This is a genomic window from Fusibacter bizertensis, from assembly GCF_029914245.1.
Classification (GTDB): Bacteria; Bacillota; Clostridia; order Peptostreptococcales; family Acidaminobacteraceae; genus Fusibacter_C; species Fusibacter_C bizertensis.
Genome location: NZ_JARYZI010000011.1, coordinates 114,599 through 132,776, shown reverse-complemented (window position 1 = coordinate 132,776; position 18,178 = coordinate 114,599). Strand labels below are relative to the sequence as shown.

General features: G+C 35.5%; 16 protein-coding genes and 1 pseudogene. 16 read left to right on the top strand and 1 reads right to left on the bottom strand.

Going from position 1 to position 18,178, the window contains the following annotated elements:
- Positions 1–135: 135 nt before the first annotated feature.
- From QE109_RS17770 to QE109_RS14655, 4 genes and pseudogenes are all read left to right on the top strand, one after another.
- Positions 136–318: pseudogene (locus QE109_RS17770) on the top strand (Rdx family protein); the annotation flags it as partial.
- 104 nt (positions 319–422) lie between these two features.
- Positions 423–1,763 carry an FAD-dependent oxidoreductase gene (locus tag QE109_RS14665; protein ID WP_281095296.1) on the top strand — a complete coding sequence of 447 codons (1,341 nt, stop codon included), beginning with the start codon at positions 423–425 and terminating at the stop codon, positions 1,761–1,763.
- Positions 1,764–1,773: 10 nt separating this feature from the next.
- Positions 1,774–2,643, top strand: a complete 870-nt coding sequence (locus QE109_RS14660) for a B12-binding domain-containing radical SAM protein (protein ID WP_281095295.1) — start codon at positions 1,774–1,776, stop codon at positions 2,641–2,643.
- A gap of 60 nt (positions 2,644–2,703) precedes the next feature.
- A complete protein-coding gene (locus QE109_RS14655; RefSeq protein WP_281095294.1) occupies positions 2,704–3,531 on the top strand; it encodes an exodeoxyribonuclease III in 828 nt (275 codons plus the stop codon).
- Between the two features lie 82 nt (positions 3,532–3,613).
- Here QE109_RS14655 and QE109_RS14650 read toward each other — a convergent pair whose 3' ends face one another.
- Complete coding sequence (locus tag QE109_RS14650) at positions 3,614–4,447, bottom strand: helix-turn-helix domain-containing protein (RefSeq protein WP_281095293.1); 834 nt, start codon at positions 4,445–4,447, stop codon at positions 3,614–3,616.
- A gap of 302 nt (positions 4,448–4,749) precedes the next feature.
- On the opposite strand from QE109_RS14650, the gene QE109_RS14645 reads away from it, so the two are divergent.
- The 12 genes from QE109_RS14645 to QE109_RS14590 all read left to right on the top strand — a co-directional run bounded on the left by QE109_RS14645 (position 4,750) and on the right by QE109_RS14590 (position 18,034).
- On the top strand, positions 4,750–6,111 hold the full coding sequence (locus QE109_RS14645) for a carbohydrate ABC transporter substrate-binding protein (protein WP_281095292.1): 1,362 nt from the start codon (positions 4,750–4,752) through the stop codon (positions 6,109–6,111).
- A gap of 108 nt (positions 6,112–6,219) precedes the next feature.
- Positions 6,220–7,104, top strand: coding sequence for a carbohydrate ABC transporter permease (locus QE109_RS14640; RefSeq protein WP_281095291.1), 885 nt, complete (start codon positions 6,220–6,222; stop codon positions 7,102–7,104).
- Between the two features lie 13 nt (positions 7,105–7,117).
- Positions 7,118–8,008 (top strand): carbohydrate ABC transporter permease, encoded by an 891-nt coding sequence (locus QE109_RS14635; protein ID WP_281095290.1) that lies wholly within the window; start codon positions 7,118–7,120, stop codon positions 8,006–8,008.
- A 9-nt stretch (positions 8,009–8,017) separates the two neighbouring features.
- A complete protein-coding gene (locus QE109_RS14630) occupies positions 8,018–8,206 on the top strand; it encodes a DUF6903 family protein (protein WP_281095289.1) in 189 nt (62 codons plus the stop codon).
- 45 nt (positions 8,207–8,251) lie between these two features.
- Entirely contained in the window at positions 8,252–10,414 is a 2,163-nt protein-coding gene (gene gnpA / locus QE109_RS14625; RefSeq protein WP_281095288.1) for a 1,3-beta-galactosyl-N-acetylhexosamine phosphorylase, read from the top strand.
- An 86-nt stretch (positions 10,415–10,500) separates the two neighbouring features.
- Positions 10,501–11,574, top strand: a complete 1,074-nt coding sequence (locus tag QE109_RS14620) for a phosphotransferase enzyme family protein (RefSeq protein ID WP_281095287.1) — start codon at positions 10,501–10,503, stop codon at positions 11,572–11,574.
- A 19-nt stretch (positions 11,575–11,593) separates the two neighbouring features.
- Entirely contained in the window at positions 11,594–12,529 is a 936-nt protein-coding gene (locus QE109_RS14615) for a nucleotidyltransferase family protein (RefSeq protein WP_281095286.1), read from the top strand.
- Between the two features lie 41 nt (positions 12,530–12,570).
- Positions 12,571–13,587: a UDP-glucose 4-epimerase GalE gene (gene galE, locus QE109_RS14610; RefSeq protein WP_281095285.1), complete on the top strand. Its 1,017-nt coding sequence runs from the start codon at positions 12,571–12,573 to the stop codon at positions 13,585–13,587.
- A 127-nt stretch (positions 13,588–13,714) separates the two neighbouring features.
- On the top strand, positions 13,715–14,170 hold the full coding sequence (locus tag QE109_RS14605; RefSeq protein WP_281095284.1) for an FHA domain-containing protein: 456 nt from the start codon (positions 13,715–13,717) through the stop codon (positions 14,168–14,170).
- Positions 14,163–15,449, top strand: a complete 1,287-nt coding sequence (locus tag QE109_RS14600) for an FtsW/RodA/SpoVE family cell cycle protein (RefSeq protein WP_281095283.1) — start codon at positions 14,163–14,165, stop codon at positions 15,447–15,449. Before QE109_RS14605 ends, QE109_RS14600 begins: the two co-directional genes overlap by 8 nt.
- Entirely contained in the window at positions 15,427–16,860 is a 1,434-nt protein-coding gene (locus QE109_RS14595; RefSeq protein ID WP_281095282.1) for a peptidoglycan D,D-transpeptidase FtsI family protein, read from the top strand. Before QE109_RS14600 ends, QE109_RS14595 begins: the two co-directional genes overlap by 23 nt.
- Before the next feature lie 316 nt (positions 16,861–17,176).
- Positions 17,177–18,034 carry a sensor domain-containing diguanylate cyclase gene (locus QE109_RS14590; protein WP_281095281.1) on the top strand — a complete coding sequence of 286 codons (858 nt, stop codon included), beginning with the start codon at positions 17,177–17,179 and terminating at the stop codon, positions 18,032–18,034.
- The last annotated feature ends 144 nt before the right edge of the window (positions 18,035–18,178 follow it).

Below are 18,178 nucleotides of genomic sequence, written 5' to 3'. Positions count from 1 at the left end.
ATCCGCAACGTCTATCACTATTATAAGTAAAAACAGAACACATAGCTCTAAACTATGTGTTCATTATACAAGGAGGAACATATGGATAAGAAAATTTTAATTACGTATTGCAGTTCTTGAGGATATTTTGAGAGAGCTTCTAGTCTAGAGGCTAAGATAAAGACAGAACTTAATGCACAAAATATCGAGATCGTTGAAGGTAGAGCGGGTATTTTTCTCGTAGAAGTAGACGGTAAAGAGATTTTTCACAACAAAAAAGAAGCGGTGAAGTATCCGGACGAAATGGATATCATTGAACGCATTAAAAAAGTGACCTAGGTAGAATCTACCATGGTCATTTTTGCGTGTGTGAGTTTATACATAGGGTATAAGTTATATAGCATCCATTTGATGCCACACATTATTAAAAGTAGGAGGAAAATATGAAGCTAGTAATAATAGGGGCTGTTGCAGCGGGTACATCTGCAGGCGCAAAAGCAAGAAGAGGAGATGCATCACTTGATATCATAATCTATGAAAAGGATACAGATATTTCATATGCAGCATGTGGACTTCCTTTCTATATAGGCGGTATAACAGATGATATAGAAGCGTTGATACCACGAACACCTAAGGATTTTAAGACAAAATATAATATTGATGTACACATAGAACATGAAGTGGTTAAAATAGACCCTGTAAATAAGAAATTGACTGTCAAGAACCTTAAAACAAATGAGCAGTTTTACGATGATTATGATAAACTAGTTATTGCAACAGGCGCTTATGCATTTTCACCTGATATTATGGGGAAAGACCTGCCACATGTATATAATATTAGAACTGCCAAGGATGGGATAGCAATTAAAGCTTTCATAGATTTAAACCATCCAAAAAAAGCAGCAGTTATTGGGACTGGATTTATAGGGTTTGAAATGCTAGAGAATTTAATACACTTAGGAATGGATGTAACTATCATTGACAATGATGATAAGTTAACACCGCATCTGGATCAAGAAATGGCAGATTTGCTCTATGAAAAGTTAAATGCAAAAGGTATCAACTTTAGGATGAGTTCAGTTACAAAAGAGATCACTGAAGATGAAATTATTTTTGAAAATGGAGACAAGTTAAAAGCCGACCTGGTTATATTAGCGATTGGCATACGTCCAGAAACACGATTAGCAAAAGAAGCTGGAATTGCACTAGGTGAGACAAAGGCAATAAAAGTTAATTCAAAAATGCAAACCAATATTGAAGATATATATGCTTGCGGGGATTGTATCGAGACTTATTCAGTTATTACTGGAAAACCAGTATATTTACCACTTGGGACTTCCGCTAACAAAACTGGTAGAATTGCTGGTGATGTCATAACAGGAGGTAACCTAAGTTATCAAGGAAATCTCAAAACCTCAATTTTCAAGGTATTTGATTACACTGTTGCGATGTCAGGTCTTTCACTTAAAGAATCACAAAGTGCAGGATATGATGTTGTAACCGTTAAGCATACCGCTCGCAATAAGCCAGCATATATTGGTGGAGAGGAAATGCATATTTTTGCAATTGCAGATAAAAACACGCATCGGCTATTAGGTGTTCAAATAATTGGTCATGAAGGGGTAGATAAACACATTGATCTATATGCCGTCCTTATGACATATGGAATCAAAGTTGAAGAATTCTTTCATCTTGACCTAGCTTATGCACCGCCATTTTCAAATGTTAAAGATGCAGTACATTATACCGGTATGATCTTAGAAAGTAAATTAAGTAAAGAGTAAGGAGAATATTTTGGAATACGAAGGCATAGTATACAGACCACCTAGTGAAGCAAATAGTTTAATCGTTCAAGTTACCATAGGCTGTTCACATAATAGTTGTACATTTTGTTCGATGTATAAAGGTAAACAATTTAGGATTAAAGATATGTCTACAATATTAAATGAGTTAAAAGAGTTTAGAAAAATGTATAAAGTGGTTAAAAGAATATTTTTAGCTGACGGCGATGCTTTTATTTTAAGTACTAATCATTTGATGCGTATTTTGGATGAAATAAATATACTATTCCCAGAATGTGAGAGAATTTCGTCTTATGCAACACCAAAAGATATTTTAAATAAAAGCGATCAAGAAATTGAAATGTTAAAAAATAACGGTTTGACATTGCTTTATATGGGTGTTGAGTCTGGAAGTGATCTTATTTTGAAAGAAATTAACAAAGGCGTTACTTCAAAAGAAATAACTGAAGCTGGACAAAAAGCTAAAAGAAATGGAATGAAACTTTCAGTGACAGTTATATCCGGTATTGGAGGCAGAGAAAATTCAAGTGAGCATGCTACACAATCAGCTAAAGTAATATCAAACATCAACCCAGATTATGTAGGTTTACTCACACTGATGGCAGAAAAAGATACCTCAATGTATGATAAAATTATAGCCTCAGACATGATTTTATTATCTCCTATAGAAGTGATGATCGAGACAGCTACATTTATTGAAAATTTAGAAGTAACGAGTTGTTTGTTTAGGAGTAACCATGCATCTAATTACGTTTCACTAGGTGGATATCTAAACAAAGATAAAGTAAAATTGCTCGGTGAAATTAAAACCTACTTAAATAAGACCTATAGTTTTAAGGATGAAAAGCATAGAATGTTGTAATTATAAAAAAACTGTCACTACTTATACTAATAGACGATTTTAATATAAAGGAGATATATAGTGAGATTTATTTCGTGGAATATTGATTCATTGAACGCAGCTTTAACAAGTGACTCGAATAGGGCCTTGCTAACTAGAAAAGTGATTGAAACAATTATTGAGAATAACCCAGACGTCATAGCTATGCAAGAGACAAAGTTACCTAGTAACGGTCCTAATAAAAAACATATGGAAGAACTTGCTAATTTATTTGAAGGATATGTTTACAAGTGGAGAAGTTCTCAAGAACCTGCTAGAAAAGGATATGCTGGTACTATGTTTTTATACAAAGAGAAATATTCTCCAGTAGTTTATTATCCAGAGATTGAAGCGCCAGATACCATGGATTTAGAAGGAAGAATCATGACTTTGGACTTTGGAGACTTTTACCTTACGCAGGTCTATACCCCAAACGCTGGAGATAATCTTAGAAGGTTAAAGGAAAGACAAGTCTGGGATGAAAAGTATGCCAACTATCTTCAAAAATTAGATCAAAAAAAACCAGTATTGGCTACTGGTGACTTTAATGTTGCCCACATGGAGATCGATTTAGCAAATCCACAGAATAACCATATGTCTGCAGGATTTACTGATGAAGAGCGTAAAGGCTTTACCAACCTATTAAATAAGGGGTTTACCGATACATTTAGATATGTAAATGGAGAAATTGAAGGTGCATATACCTGGTGGGCTCAAAGGGTAAAAACCAGCAAAATCAACAACTCTGGTTGGAGAATAGATTATTGGCTTGTAAGTGATAGAGTAGCTGATCAAGTGGTCCGATCCGAGATGATAGATTCTGGTGAGAGACAAGATCATACACCTATTATGTTGGATATTGAATTATAAAAACTAGTAAAAATGCCACCTTATATTAAATTGAGGATGGCATTTTTTATTTGATGAATAATCTTTTTTATGATACAGTTCTCTATGTTTGGTTGCTTTTGGTCTTTCTATACTGAGTTGGATTCATTCCTTTGTTTTTACGGAATGTCTGAGAAAAGTAGCTTGGTGACGAAAATCCAACGACTTGAGAGATCTGAGATAAAGACATGTCCGTCTGTGTAAGAAGAGCACAACTCTCTAAAATTCGGCGATCTATCTGATAACTAATTGGACTTACACCGTACTCTTCTTTAAAAGAATGAACGAGATAGTATTTGTTTAGGTGGGATAGAGTAGCCAACTGCTCTAGCGTGATATTTTCTTTATAATGCGCATCGATGTATCTTCGAACGATTGCACATTGCCTACTTGAAGTGGGAAGTGGTGTGGTATTAAGTGTAAAATTGATCCTTCTCATCAAACGAACGATTAATATTTCCATGTAGGCTTGGCTGATTGTTTCATTCCCGGGAAGATTATCGGTAGTCTCTTGTATTATATTACGCAAACACGTGGTTATATCGTCACCTTCGTTAAAGTCTAATATCCTAAACCTATTGTCACACTCTGTATAGTCAGACAACTCAAGTCCCTCAATTCCTAGAACAGCATATTCCAGTGGAGAATCTTGATAGCTTATCTCTGTGTGAAGAACATTTGGATTTATGATAATTAACTGCTTAGGAGAAACCGGATAAAATTCCTGATCGATTTGAAATTTCCCCTTTCCACCAAGCACGTAAAATAATTCTGCGTACATGTGTGAATGAGGAAAAGAATCCCAGTCTCCTGAATATTTCGAACTATCCACATTCAGTAATTTTAAAGAACTTCGAAGATTTGTGGAAGTGTTTAAAGAAAAACGCTTGTGGCTCATCAGATGCTCCTATCTAAATAAAGTGATGACACATACTTGTAGTATATTGCTAATCCTCTAAAAATACAAATATCTTTTAGATAAAATCATAATTTGAAATACTAGCTGAAACCTTGAAATCACTTTGAATGTCTATGAAATAGGATGTTTTAAAAAAATATTAATAAAAACATCAAAAAATTGTCAATACCGCAATATGTATAAAATTATAGGCAAAATCCTGATTGCTTATTGATTCTATAAGTCTATACTGAGTATAGGTTTGGAAAAAGACAAAAAAACGATTAATGGAGGAATTAACAATGAAAAAGATCATTGCAATACTTTTAGTTTTTGTCATGACTTTAAGCATGGTTGCTTGTAGTTCTACTAAAGAGCAATCATCAGAAACAACTAATGCAACAACAGGTGAATCCACAACAGCAGAGTTAACAGAAAGCGATGTTACGATTTCTGTTGCGGCTATTGAAACGGCATATGGCTCCGAAGGATGGGTTAAAGTTGCTGAAGCATTTACAGCACAAACGGGTATTAAAGTAGAATTAACAACAGATAAAAATCTAGAAGATTTAATCGGTCCTGCTATGCAAGGTGGTGAATTTCCAGATGTGATTCACTTAGCAACTGGTCGTCCAGCAGGTTTAACTGAACAATTTATAAAAGACAATAACATCGCTGATATTACAGATGTATTATCAATGACTGTACCAGGAGAAAATGGAAAAGTTTCTGAAAAAATAGCAGGTGGTTTCACAGATACTTCTCTAACAAACCCTTATGGTGATGGTAAAACATACTTGGCACCAATGTTCTATTCGCCTTGTGGGCTTTTCTACAACGCGGGGTTATTTGAAGAAAAAGGCTGGGAGGTTCCAACTACTTGGGACGAGATGTGGACACTTGGCGAAACAGCTAAAGCTGAAGGTATTTCCCTTTTTACTTATCCTACTGCAGGATACTTTGATGCTTTCTTATACTCTTTAATGTATTCAGTAGGTGGTGCTGATTTCTTTGATGCAGCAACACATTATGAAGCAGGTATTTGGGATACTGACGAAGCAAACCAAATTTTTGGCATCATCGGTAAGTTAGCATCATATACAAACCCGATAACACCAGCACAAGCGAATAATCAAGACTTCACGCAAAATCAACAATTGGTTCTAGATAATAAAGCACTCTTTATGCCAAACGGTACTTGGATCGTTGGTGAGATGGCAGAAGCGCCAAGAGCAGATGGTTTTAAATGGGGTATGACTGCGCTACCGGCTGTTTCTAAAGGTGAAGCTGGTTACTCTTATAGCTGGTTTGAACAAGCCTGGATTCCAGCTGGAGCTGAAAACATAGATGCAGCAAAAGCATTTATAGCTTTTCTTTATTCTGATGTTGCTACTGAAATTTTCGCTCAGTATGGTGCGATTCAACCAGTTCTTGGCATTGCAGAAAAGCTTGAAGGCGATAACGTAATGTTCTACTCAATTTATGATAATGGTGCAAAATCAGCTATGGGTAACTTTGCAGCGTATGATGCAATCCCAGGTGTAGAAACTTCTTCAGTATTCTTTGAACCAGTTAACTCACTTGTTTCTGGAGAGTTAACAGTTAATGAATGGTTAGAAAATATCAAATCAGTTAATGATCAATTACGTGAAAATTTAAAATAAACACATTCTCTTCTGTAATGAAAGATGGCGGGGAAGACCCGCCATCTTAAAAAAAGTTTAGAAAATCAAAAAAATGTATGAATCAATTTGGAAAGGAGCGACTTATTTATGAAAAAGAGTATTGGACGGAGCAGTTTTATTTTACTGTGCGTCGCTCCAGCAGTAATTCTGTTTACTGTTTTTATGATCTTACCTACAATTAATGTCTTTAGGATGTCCTTATTTCAAAGAGGTGCCTATTCACCGGGTGAAACTTTTGTAGGTTTTGATAACTTTATCTATTTGATAAATGATGCTCAGTTCATCAGATCTATGCAAAATACTATACTACTTATTGTTGTGGTGACATTAATTACATTTTGTACCGCATTGGTCTTTGCAGCTATACTAACACGCGAAAATGTCAAGGGACAGAATTTCTTTAGAATCGTATTTTATATTCCTAACATTCTGTCAATTGTTGTAATTTCAGGTATTTTCTCAGCTATCTATAAACCAGAAAATGGTATGTTAAATTCAATTATTGGTTTATTTACAAATATGTCCAATCCCATACTTTGGAAGGGTGAGAAGCTGGTGATGGTGAGTATTATCATCGCAATGGTTTGGCAAGCAGTGGGTTATTATTTAGTCATGTACATGGCTTCGATGTCAAGTATCCCTGAGAGCCTTTATGAAAGTGCTTCACTTGAAGGCGCAAGTCGTTTCACACAATTTTTCCAGATTACAATTCCGCTAATCTGGACCAATATTAGAACTACTTTAACCTTTTTTATCATCTCGACCATCAACATGGCGTTCTTGTTTGTGAAGTCCATGACTTCTGGTGGCCCAAATGGCGCTTCTGAAGTAGCACTGGGCTACATGTACAGCCAGAAAGATGCTGGATTGTTTGGATACTCAATGGCGATTGGTGTTATGATTTTTCTATTTTCCTTTGCATTGTCTGCGCTGGTAAATAAGGTTACTAAGCGCGATGTTTTGGAATACTAAGGAGGAGGAAAATATGATATCCAAAGAGCGTACCTCTTCAAGTGGTAAATTATATAAGATATTCATTTATTTTGTTTTAATACTAATGGCTTTATCCATATTGATACCAGTAGCTTGGGTTTTCATGGCATCCATTAAACAAAACGTAGAATTTTACGGTAATCCATGGCGTTTGCCTGCAAGTTTCTATTTAGAAAATTTTAGAGCCGCTTGGACAACAGCAAAAATGGGCGAGTACATGCTAAATTCTGTATATGTGACCACGCTTGCAATCACTATTCTTTTAGTAGTAGCTTTACCAGCATCTTATGTGTTGGCAAGATTTAAGTTTCGGGGAGCAAAATTTTTAAACACAGCATTTATGGCTGGTTTGTTTATTAACGTGAACTACATTGTAGTGCCTATATTTTTAATGCTTAAGGATGGCGATCAGTTTCTGAAGAAGACTTTTGGCAGTTTCTTTTTAATGAACAATTTAACGGTACTGGCTGTAGTCTATGCTGCAACAGCCTTACCATTCACGATCTACCTGATTTCAAGTTACTTTGTTACTATTCCTAAAGACTTTGAAGAAGCGGCATACATTGATGGTGCAGGGTATGGCAGAACGATGATACAGATTATCTTTCCTATGGCAAAACCATCTATTATTACAGTTGTTTTATTTAACTTCTTATCGTTTTGGAATGAATACATTATTTCAATGACGCTTATGAGCTCAGCTAAAGGTCCAAAAACACTACCGGTTGGGTTACTTAACTTAATGCAAGCACAGCAATCTGCAGCTAATTACGGTCCGATGTACGCGGGACTTGTTTTAGTAATGTTGCCAACTCTAATACTATATGTTTGTGTTCAAAAGAATCTGACTAAGGGTATGACCGTTGGCGGACTGAAAGGGTAAGGTGATTCGATGCAAAATTTACCTAAAGATAATGAATCTTTACGGATAATCTTGATCACTATTTTTAGTGTTCTAGGTATTGTAATGGTGATTTTAGGGTGGAAGATGACTGGCAAGCTAGCTGGATTAGGTATCATTGCAGTTGGAGTAGCGTTACTACTTACTTCTATGGGCATTTATAATGAAAAATATAATTAATTATACAATTAACAATAAAAATAATATTTCATCTTAGGAGAAACTATGAGCAATAACAAATATGGTCGTGTGACCATACCAACAGATATAGATGTTATACCTGAGACTATAGAGATTATAAAAAAATGGGGCGCAGATGCAATAAGAGACTGTGATGGTACTGATTTTCCAGTTGAATTGCAAGATCAAAACGCAAAAATATATGCGACTTACTATACAACTCGTAAAGATAATACTTGGGCTAAGGCAAATCCTGAAGAAGTGCAGCAATGCTATATTATGACAGGATTTCACACCGCAGATCAGACGGAATTAAGGATAAATCTTATGAAAGGGATCTGCTTAGAACTTATAGCGGTTAATACGAGAGATGATATTAAACGTTGGTGGGAAGTGATGGATAGAACCACTGGTGAACCTTTAGCAACAGATCAATGGGAGTATGATGAGGAAACCACAAGTGTTATAATTCATAATCCACTTCCTTATCATGAGTACACAGTTGCATTCTTAGGTTATCTCATTTGGGATCCGGTTCATATGTACAATGCAGTTACAAATAACTGGGAAAACTTTGAACATCAGATTACGTTTGATGTAAGGCAGCCTAAGACTAAGGCGTTTACAATGGAACGCTTAAGAAAATTTATTAAAGATAATCCTTATGTTAATGTTATAAGATTTACGACTTTCTTTCATCAATTCACACTGATGTTTGATGAACTGAAACGTGAAAAGTACGTTGACTGGTATGGCTACTCTGCATCAGTTTCGCCGTATATTTTAGAACAATTTGAAGCTGAAGTTGGTTACAAATTTAGACCAGAATATATTGTAGATCAAGGCTATTATAACAATCAATATAGAATTCCATCAAAGGAGTTTAAAGACTTTCAAGCATTTCAAAGACGTGAAGTTGCAAAGTTAAGTAAGGAAATGGTCGATATCACACATGAGTTAGGACTAGAGGCAATGATGTTTTTAGGCGATCACTGGATTGGCATGGAGCCTTTTATGGATGAGTGGAAAACCATAGGGATGGATGCAGTTGTGGGCTCTGTAGGAAATGGTTCAACTTTACGTTTAATTTCAGATATTCCAAATGTAAAATATACTGAAGGTAGATTTTTACCTTACTTCTTTCCAGACACTTTCCATGAAGGTGGTAATCCTGTAAAAGAAGCAAAAGAAAATTGGGTAGGCGCACGTCGTGCAATTTTAAGAAAACCGATAGATAGAATTGGCTATGGGGGTTATCTAAAACTTGCTTTACAATTTCCAGATTTTATAGAATATATTGAATCGGTATGTAATGAGTTTAGAGAACTTTATGAAAATATTAAAGGAACAACACCATACTGTGTGAAAAGAGTAGCTGTACTCAACAGTTGGGGAAAAATGAGAGCATGGGGAAGTCACATGGTTCATCATGCGCTTTATCAGAAACAAAATTACTCATATGCAGGGATTATAGAAGCACTTTCAGGTGCGCCTTTCGATGTAAAGTTCATCTCATTTGACGATATCCGAAATGATGCAACTATTCTTGACACTATTGATGTAATCATAAATGTAGGTGATGGTGATACAGCTCAAACAGGAGGTATAGAGTGGAGAGATCCTATCATATCTTCTCAGATAAGAGGTTTTGTACACCGCGGAGGTGGATTTATTGGTGTAGGTGAACCTACAGGTCACCAATACCAAGGTCATTATCTACAGTTAAGTTCGGTACTTGGCGTTGAAAAAGAAACGGGCATGACTTTAAATTATGATAAGTACAACTGGGAACCATTAAAAGAACACTTTATTTTAGAAGATGTAAAAGGTTCAGTAGACTTTGGTGAGGGAAAGAAAAGTATCTACGCACTTCCCGATACTCAGATTTTAGTTCAAAGGGACAAAGAAGTACAAATGGCTGTTAATACTTTCGGAAGTGGTAGAAGTGTCTACATGTCAGGTTTACCATATACTTTTGAAAATAGTCGTATACTATATCGTGCTATTCTATGGGCAGCACATGGCGAAGAAGAGCTAAATAAGTGGTTTTCTACTAATTACAACGTAGAGGTACATGCCTTTGTAAAAAATGGCAAATATTGCGTAGTTAATAATACGTATACGCCTCAGTCTACTGTTGTATTTACAAATAATGGCTCATTCGCCTTGGATATGGATGCTAATGAGATAAGGTGGTATGAAATCTAACATTCACCGCCCTGCTTAGCAGGGCGGTTTTTTTTTAATCACAACTTTGCTTTGAGTAAAAATTTAATAACCCTATGGAGAGTATTATGGATAAATATTATAAGCACATTTTGAGTCAATTTAGAATAGATGATGTACCAATATCATGTGAACGATATGGAAATGGCCATATCAATGTTACTTATCTAGTTGTAACTAGATCAGGAAGGCGATATATTTTGCAGAAAATCAGTAATAGAGCTTTTCCGAATGTATCTCAACTTCAGCAAAATATTGCAGCAATTACAGAGTATTTACATGAAAAAAATGATCAACCCTATAGTGCTTTAACTTTGATTAAGACAAAAGAGGGTCAAGACTGGTTTCACTTTGAAGAAGATAGTGACTGGCGAATCTATGACTTTATTGAGAATTCTATCTGCCTTCAATCACCTGAAACCCCAGAGGATTTCTATCAAGCAGCAATAGGTATTGGAACTTTTCAGCAACAATTAAAAGACTTTCCAGCAGAAACGTTATATGAAACAATTGAAAACTTTCATAATACACCCAATAGATACAAATTGTTCCGCAAAGCACTAGCTGAAAATCCTATAGATCGTGCAAAGTTGGTTCAGCCTGAAATTGAATTTATTTTAAAGCATGAAAGCATAGCGGGTAAATTAGTTGGCTTGCTAAAGTCAGGTGAACTACCACTTAAAGTAACCCACAATGATACAAAATTAAATAATGTCATGTTACATGAGAAAACACGTGAGGCGATGTGTGTTATAGACCTAGATACGACGATGCCTGGCCTTACTGCCTATGACTTTGGAGACTCTATTCGATTTGGGGCTGCAACTGCTGCTGAAGATGAAAAAGATTTAGACAAAATGACGATTGATCTAGAGATGTATCGAATTTTTACGAGAGGATTCTTAAAAGCGTGTCCAGGTTTAACTACGAAAGAACGTGAAGTCTTTCCTCTTGGTGCATTAACGATGACGCTTGAATGCGGCATAAGGTTTTTAACAGATTATTTAGAAGGGGACCATTACTTTGGTATAAGGTACTCTGATCATAACTTAGATAGATGTAGAACACAGTTAAAATTAGCCTCTGAGATGATGCGAAAATTTGATGAAATGTCGTTGATTGTTAAGGAAGAAAGCAAATAAGTAAAAGGAGTAGTTTAAGATGAACAAACCAATTCTAGTTGTAATGGCAGCAGGCATGGGGAGTAGATATGGTGGATTAAAACAGATTGATCCTATCGGACCATGTGGCGAGGCAATATTAGATTATTCAATTTATGATGCAATTGAGGCTGGATTTGATACCGTCGTATTTGTGATTAAAGAAGCGATTAAAGATATCTTTATGGAAACGGTGGTAAAGAGACTTAGCAGTGCGCCTATTGAAATTCGCGTTGCTTTTCAAGAAGTGAACAATATTCCATCGAAGTATACCGTACCAGAGGAACGAACAAAACCTTGGGGAACTGGTCATGCAGTCCTGAGCGCTAAAGAGGCTATTGGCAATTCTCCTTTTGCAGTGATTAACTCAGATGATTATTATGGTAAATCTGCCTATAAGTTGATTTATAGTTATCTAGAGGATCAAAGAGACCATGAGAAATATAATTACTGTATGGTTGGCTATGAACTGAGTAAAACAGTTACTGAAAATGGTTACGTTTCACGAGGTATATGTGGTATTCGAGGAGAGCGTTATTTGGAAACAATTGTTGAGCGCACACGAATTGAAAAAATAAAAGATGGCATACATTTCACCATAGATGATGGCAATTCTTGGATTAGTCTTCCAGATGAGACCATTGTATCTATGAACTTATGGGGTTTCACGCCAAGTTTGATTGAAGAAGCCGAGTTGAGGTTCTCGTCATTTTTAGAACAGGCACTATTAACTAATCCATTAAAGGCAGAGTTTTTTTTACCTACAACAGTGTCAGAATTACTTAAAGAAAGCAAGGCAACAGTTAAGGTGCTGACTTCTACTGAAAAATGGTATGGCGTTACGTATGCTGAAGATAAGCATACAGTAAAAGCCTTCATCACAAGCATGATAGAAGAAGGACATTACCCCTATTCACTTTGGGGCAAAGAAAACTAAACAGATGATTTAACAAAGCAACTATAGACAAGGAGCGTATTATGACTATATTAGTAACGGGTGGTGCTGGTTACATTGGTTCACATACATGTGTAGAGTTGATTGATAACGGATACAACGTGATCGTGATAGACAATCTATGTAATTCTAACCCTAGATGTTTAGATAGAGTAGGCCTTTTGACAAACAAAACAGTTAAATTCTATGAAGGTGATGTTAGGGATCAAAAATTACTAGAAGAAATTTTTAGTGACAATAAGATTGATTGTGTCATTCATTTTGCAGGACTGAAAGCCGTAGGAGACTCTGTCAATAATCCATGGCATTATTATGACAACAACTTGAACGTTACTTTGGTATTAACTAAAGTGATGGAGAAATACGGCGTAAAAAATATCATTTTTTCATCTTCTGCAACAGTTTATGATGTTAACAATCCCATGCCACTAGGTGAAGAAAGCAAGACTGGAAATTGTACAAATCCTTATGGTTGGACCAAATATATGACGGAACAAATCTTAAAAGATATGGCAAGAGTTGACTCAGAGTTGGGCGTTGCATTATTAAGGTATTTTAATCCTATTGGTGCACATCATTCGGGAATGATTGGAGAGGACCCTCGAGGTGTACCCACTAACTTAATGCCATATATAACACAAGTGGCAATAGGGAGACGTGATTTTCTCAGTATCTATGGTGATGATTACAACACGCCAGATGGTACTGGCGTAAGAGATTATATTCATGTGGTTGACTTAGCTAAAGGACATGTGGCAGCCGTTCAGTACTTAGAGCAAAACAAGGGCTGTGAAGCTTTTAATTTAGGCACTGGCACGGGCTATTCGGTTTTAGAGATGGTTAATACTTTTAAAAAAGTTAACGATGTAAGCATAGCCTTTAAAATTGTTGAGAGAAGAGATGGCGATATCGGCGTTTGTTATTCGAACCCAGATAAGAGCAATAAAAAGCTTTCTTGGAAAGCAATTTATAGCCTAGAAGATATGGTGCGTGATTCGTGGAAATGGCAATCACAAAATCCAGCAGGTTATGCTGATTAATTAGGAAACTACTGAGTATATTAAAAACTCAGTAGTTTTTTATCTCATCTTTACAAATACAATAAATTTGCTCGGAATATGATTAAAGATATGATTTGAATGATATAATCAATTCTGAGGTGATTTTATGTACGAAGTAATTGTAATGGCAACTAAATATATATTAACTTTTATCATTTATCTATTTATCTTAAAAATTGCTAAACTAATCTATATAGATATAAAAAAGATGACAGTCTGGGAAGAAACAAAGGTCTCAAATCCACATTTAAAACTTTTGTCATCAATTGAACAAACCGGAACCAATACCGTTACTGAAATTTTCCCGCTGAAAAATACACAGATCATAATTGGTCGATCGCTAGAATGTGAGATAGCGATTTCAGATCCTCATATCTCGTCACAGCATGTTCAGCTTGAAAGAATAAGTCAAGGCTTTACCATAAAAGATTTAGGGAGCGCAAATGGCACTTATATCAATGGTGAAAGGCTTTCAAGACCTGTTTTACTCAAAGAGGATGATGAGATATCGCTTGGAATAACAAAACTTGTATTTTCTGAAGGTGGAAAGTTAGATGAATAGTTATTTGATAAAAAAAGAAAAACAACCAAATCCTATGACGCCTATGCATTTAGTGGCGCTTATTGATCTTTCTCTATTTACGCTGCTCTCGTTTAGAAGTGGCGTTTTTGTGATGTTCATCTTGATGATTGGTGCGTCTAAGGTAGTGTTAAACTATTTGACCTATATTATACTTAGAAAATATAAAATGGGTGATACTTATCTAGCGATTATAGTGGCTATGATTTTAAGTCTGGGGCTTGCGATGCAACTTAGGTTATCTACTGATGTTGGATTCAAACAGTTCATATGGTATTTGACAGGGTTAAGCATATTTTTAGTGACAAGTTCTATATTCCAACTCGTAAATAAGCGCATTCGATCAATTTGGTTTTTTTATATATTAATGATCATACTTTTTATACTTACTTTGCTCATTGGCAAAAGCATAAATGGAGCAAAAAATTGGATTGTACTAGGTAAGATTTCTTTTCAACCTTCTGAATTTATCAAAATCTTGTTTGTTTTTTTTATAGCCTCATTTGTCTCTAATCCTGAGGCACTTCGATTGAAACTAGGTGATAGATCAGCCTCACCCAAATGGATACTTATGATCATGGTCTTTATAATACTTGGATTTTTTGTACTTCAAAGGGAGTTTGGGACAGCACTTTTAATCTTTATGGTCTATTTGTCGACGATATATGTATTTGAAAAAGCAATAACGTTTATAGCTACAAATGCGATCTTGGCAGGTAGTGCTGCACTTATTGCAGTAAAAATAATGCCTCATTTGCAAGTGAGAGTGGATAGCTGGCTGAATCCATTTGCAGATATAGCTGGAAAAGGTTATCAAATTACGCAATCACTTTTTGCAATTGGAAGTGGTAGTTTTTTTGGGACGGGCATAGGATTTGGCTATCCTCATTTTATACCAAATGTGGAAACAGACTTTATTTTTTCGGCAATTTGCGAAGAAATGGGGATATTTGGTGGTATAGCCATTATCATTATGTTTGTGCTGCTACTATACAGAGGTATAAAAATCTGCCTTGGTCTACGTGATCCTTTTACTAAATCACTTGCATTTGGATTGACTATTACAGTTGCTTTTCAAACCTTTTTAATAATTGGTGGTGTAACAAAACTAATCCCACTTACAGGCATCACTTTACCCTTTGTAAGTTATGGTGGTTCTTCAATGCTCTCTAGTTTTTTGATACTAGGGCTACTTCAAGCACTTTCCGGATCTATTTTAAGAGAGGAGGCGTTTGAATTTGAAAAAATCGACAACAAATAGTAGGATACTCCATATTTTTATATTAATCAGTTTGATTTTTATAAGTCTAATTGTCTATATGAGTTATTTTGAATTATATGGAAAAGAGTCAATCATGGCAAATAGCTATAACAGACGTCTTAAAGCAAATGAAGCTGGGATTATTAGAGGTCAAATCTTTGATAGAAATGGCGAGGTTTTAGCATTTACAAAGGTAAGTGATGGCGCCATGAGTAGAAATTATCCTTTTAAGAACCTTTACGCACACGTTATAGGGTATAATTCCGACATATATGGTAAAACACTTTTAGAAGCACAATATAATGATACTTTACTAGGTATAAATGCACTTGGACTTGTTGGTAATATAGTAAGTCTAGTTACAGGCGAAGATAAGACAGGGGATAATCTCATATTAACCATTGATCACAATCTACAAGCTAAGGCAAGAGAGCTGATGGGTGATAGTCGTGGTTCTATCGTAGCAATTAACCCCAAAACAGGTGAAATTCTAGCAATGGTAAGTACGCCTGATTATAATCCTAATGAAAGTTCACTCGAGAAAAATTGGGATGAAGTATCAACAAATGAAAGTAGCCCTCTGTTGCCACGTGCTATCCTTGGACTATATCCACCTGGTTCTACTTTTAAAATTGTAACTGCAATTGCTGCGATTGAAGACGGTCTTGTTGATTTTAAAGTTGAGGATACGGGTAGTGTCATCATAGATGGTAAAACTTTTTCAAATTCAGGTAATAAAGCCTATGGCGAGCTTGATATGACCTCGGCAATGGCTTTTTCAAGTAATGTCTATTTTACTAAATTATCAGAGCTTTTAAGCTCAAAAAAACTTATACAAACAGCTGAAAAATCAGGAATAAATAAAAAGTTCAGTTTTGATCTTCCACTAAACAAAAGTAGTATTAACACTGAGATCAGTAGCAAAACTGAGTTTGCTGCTACAGTAATTGGGCAAGGAAAACTACTGGTTACACCGCTTCAAATGGCACTTATTTGTTCAGGAATTGCAAATGAGGGTGTTATAATGAAACCGTATTTAGTGAAAAGTGTTTCTGATAAAAACAATAAAGTGCTAACAGAAACAATAGCTAAAAAATTGTACAAATTTACTGATGCTAAAACTTCTGAGCTTATCAAAGATATGATGATCGAAGTCGTTAGAAATGGTACAGGTCAAAAATCGGCTATATCGGGCGTTGAAGTAGCCGGAAAAACTGGTACTGCTCAAAATGAGAAATCAAACCAAGGCGAAGGCAATGACCATGCATGGTTTATCGGCTTTGCACCTGCTGAAAACCCAGAAATTGCCATAGCCGTCATATTAGAATATCAATCAAAAGATGGTGGTCAAATAGCCGCTCCAATTGCTCGAAAGGTTATTTCGGAGTGGCTTAAAAATAAAAAGAAATAATCTCTGTAGATAAACTTGACTTTGACGTCGCGTCAACCGGTAAAATTATCTCAAATGGTGGTGGCTACAATCACCTGGCGGTGTTCGTCCCGCTTTATGGGTAAAACTATTAAATGAATAATTGAGTCAATTTAGAATCCTTGCGTTTATTAATACGCAGGGATTTTCTAATTCACAATACGCTCATGTTACATAGGTGTAAAAAAGGGTATCTACTGAACATAAAACAATTCATTTTCCTAGTAGCTTTTAGGAGTGTGCACTAATGAACTGGTATAAACTCAAACCACTTACATAATTGAAGGGAGTGTTGTCCATGGAATTAAGTTATAGTGAATATAGGACTATCGTTGAGACCGCTCCTAATTTAATCTGGAGATCAGGTCTTGATGCAAAATGTTATTACTTTAATAAAACTTGGCTTAATTTTACAGGTCGTTCTTTCGAGCAAGAGTATGGAGATGGCTGGATCGAAGGTGTACATCCAGATGACTTAGACAGATGTGTCAAAATTTATTTGGAAAATTTCGCCAGTAGAAGTGCTTTTGAAATGGAATATAGATTGCGTCGTCATGATGGTGAATGGCGATGGATTAACGATATTGGTGTACCAGCAGTTGATGATGAAGGTGTATTTTCAGGTTTTATCGGTAGTTGTCTAGATGTAACTGAAAAAGTTGAGGGATATATTTTGAAAGAAATGGCGCAAAAAGATGGTTTGACAGGTGTTTTAAGTCGTCAGTATTTGATGAGCCGCTTTAACACTGAGTTTGAATCTGCTTTACATTTTCAAAACAAAATATCAGTAGCTATGATGGATATTGATAAATTTAAACAAATAAATGATATATATGGTCACCTTGAGGGTGACAACGCACTTAAAATGTTTGCAGCTGTTGTCAAAGACGTGATTCGTCAAGATGATCTATTTGGTAGATATGGTGGAGATGAGTTTGTAATTATCTTTCCGAATTCAACAGTTGATATGGCTCAAAAAATTATTGATAGAATTACAAACTCGCTAAAAACGGTGTTTCTTAACGTATCTAATACTAAGATTGCATTATCTATAAGTGTAGGGATTTGCGAACTAACAGATGAAAACAACCCTGAAGAAATGATCAATAAAGCCGACAAATTCATGTATGAAAATAAAAAAAGTAAATATGAGTAATAAATAATTCCTTGGTGTTTATGAGCGGTTTACACTTCTTAATCCCAAGGGATTTTTTTGTCTAGCTTATAAAATACACTTTGAAAATATGAACCACAACCTCGTGCTGACCTTGTAATAAGGATAAGATATGATAGTATATAA

Excerpts from the sequence above, each read along its gene's own strand:
- QE109_RS14665 (WP_281095296.1), top strand. The coding sequence starts at position 423 with ATGAAGCTAGTAATAATAGGGGCTGTTGCAGCGGGTACATCTGCAGGC.
- QE109_RS14650 (WP_281095293.1), bottom strand. The coding sequence starts at position 4,447 with ATGAGCCACAAGCGTTTTTCTTTAAACACTTCCACAAATCTTCGAAGT.
- QE109_RS14645 (WP_281095292.1), top strand. The coding sequence starts at position 4,750 with ATGAAAAAGATCATTGCAATACTTTTAGTTTTTGTCATGACTTTAAGC.
- QE109_RS14640 (WP_281095291.1), top strand. The coding sequence starts at position 6,220 with ATGAAAAAGAGTATTGGACGGAGCAGTTTTATTTTACTGTGCGTCGCT.
- QE109_RS14635 (WP_281095290.1), top strand. The coding sequence starts at position 7,118 with ATGATATCCAAAGAGCGTACCTCTTCAAGTGGTAAATTATATAAGATA.
- QE109_RS14630 (WP_281095289.1), top strand. The coding sequence starts at position 8,018 with ATGCAAAATTTACCTAAAGATAATGAATCTTTACGGATAATCTTGATC.
- gnpA (WP_281095288.1), top strand. The coding sequence starts at position 8,252 with ATGAGCAATAACAAATATGGTCGTGTGACCATACCAACAGATATAGAT.
- QE109_RS14620 (WP_281095287.1), top strand. The coding sequence starts at position 10,501 with ATGGATAAATATTATAAGCACATTTTGAGTCAATTTAGAATAGATGAT.
- QE109_RS14615 (WP_281095286.1), top strand. The coding sequence starts at position 11,594 with ATGAACAAACCAATTCTAGTTGTAATGGCAGCAGGCATGGGGAGTAGA.
- galE (WP_281095285.1), top strand. The coding sequence starts at position 12,571 with ATGACTATATTAGTAACGGGTGGTGCTGGTTACATTGGTTCACATACA.
- QE109_RS14605 (WP_281095284.1), top strand. The coding sequence starts at position 13,715 with ATGTACGAAGTAATTGTAATGGCAACTAAATATATATTAACTTTTATC.
- QE109_RS14600 (WP_281095283.1), top strand. The coding sequence starts at position 14,163 with ATGAATAGTTATTTGATAAAAAAAGAAAAACAACCAAATCCTATGACG.
- QE109_RS14590 (WP_281095281.1), top strand. The coding sequence starts at position 17,177 with ATGGAATTAAGTTATAGTGAATATAGGACTATCGTTGAGACCGCTCCT.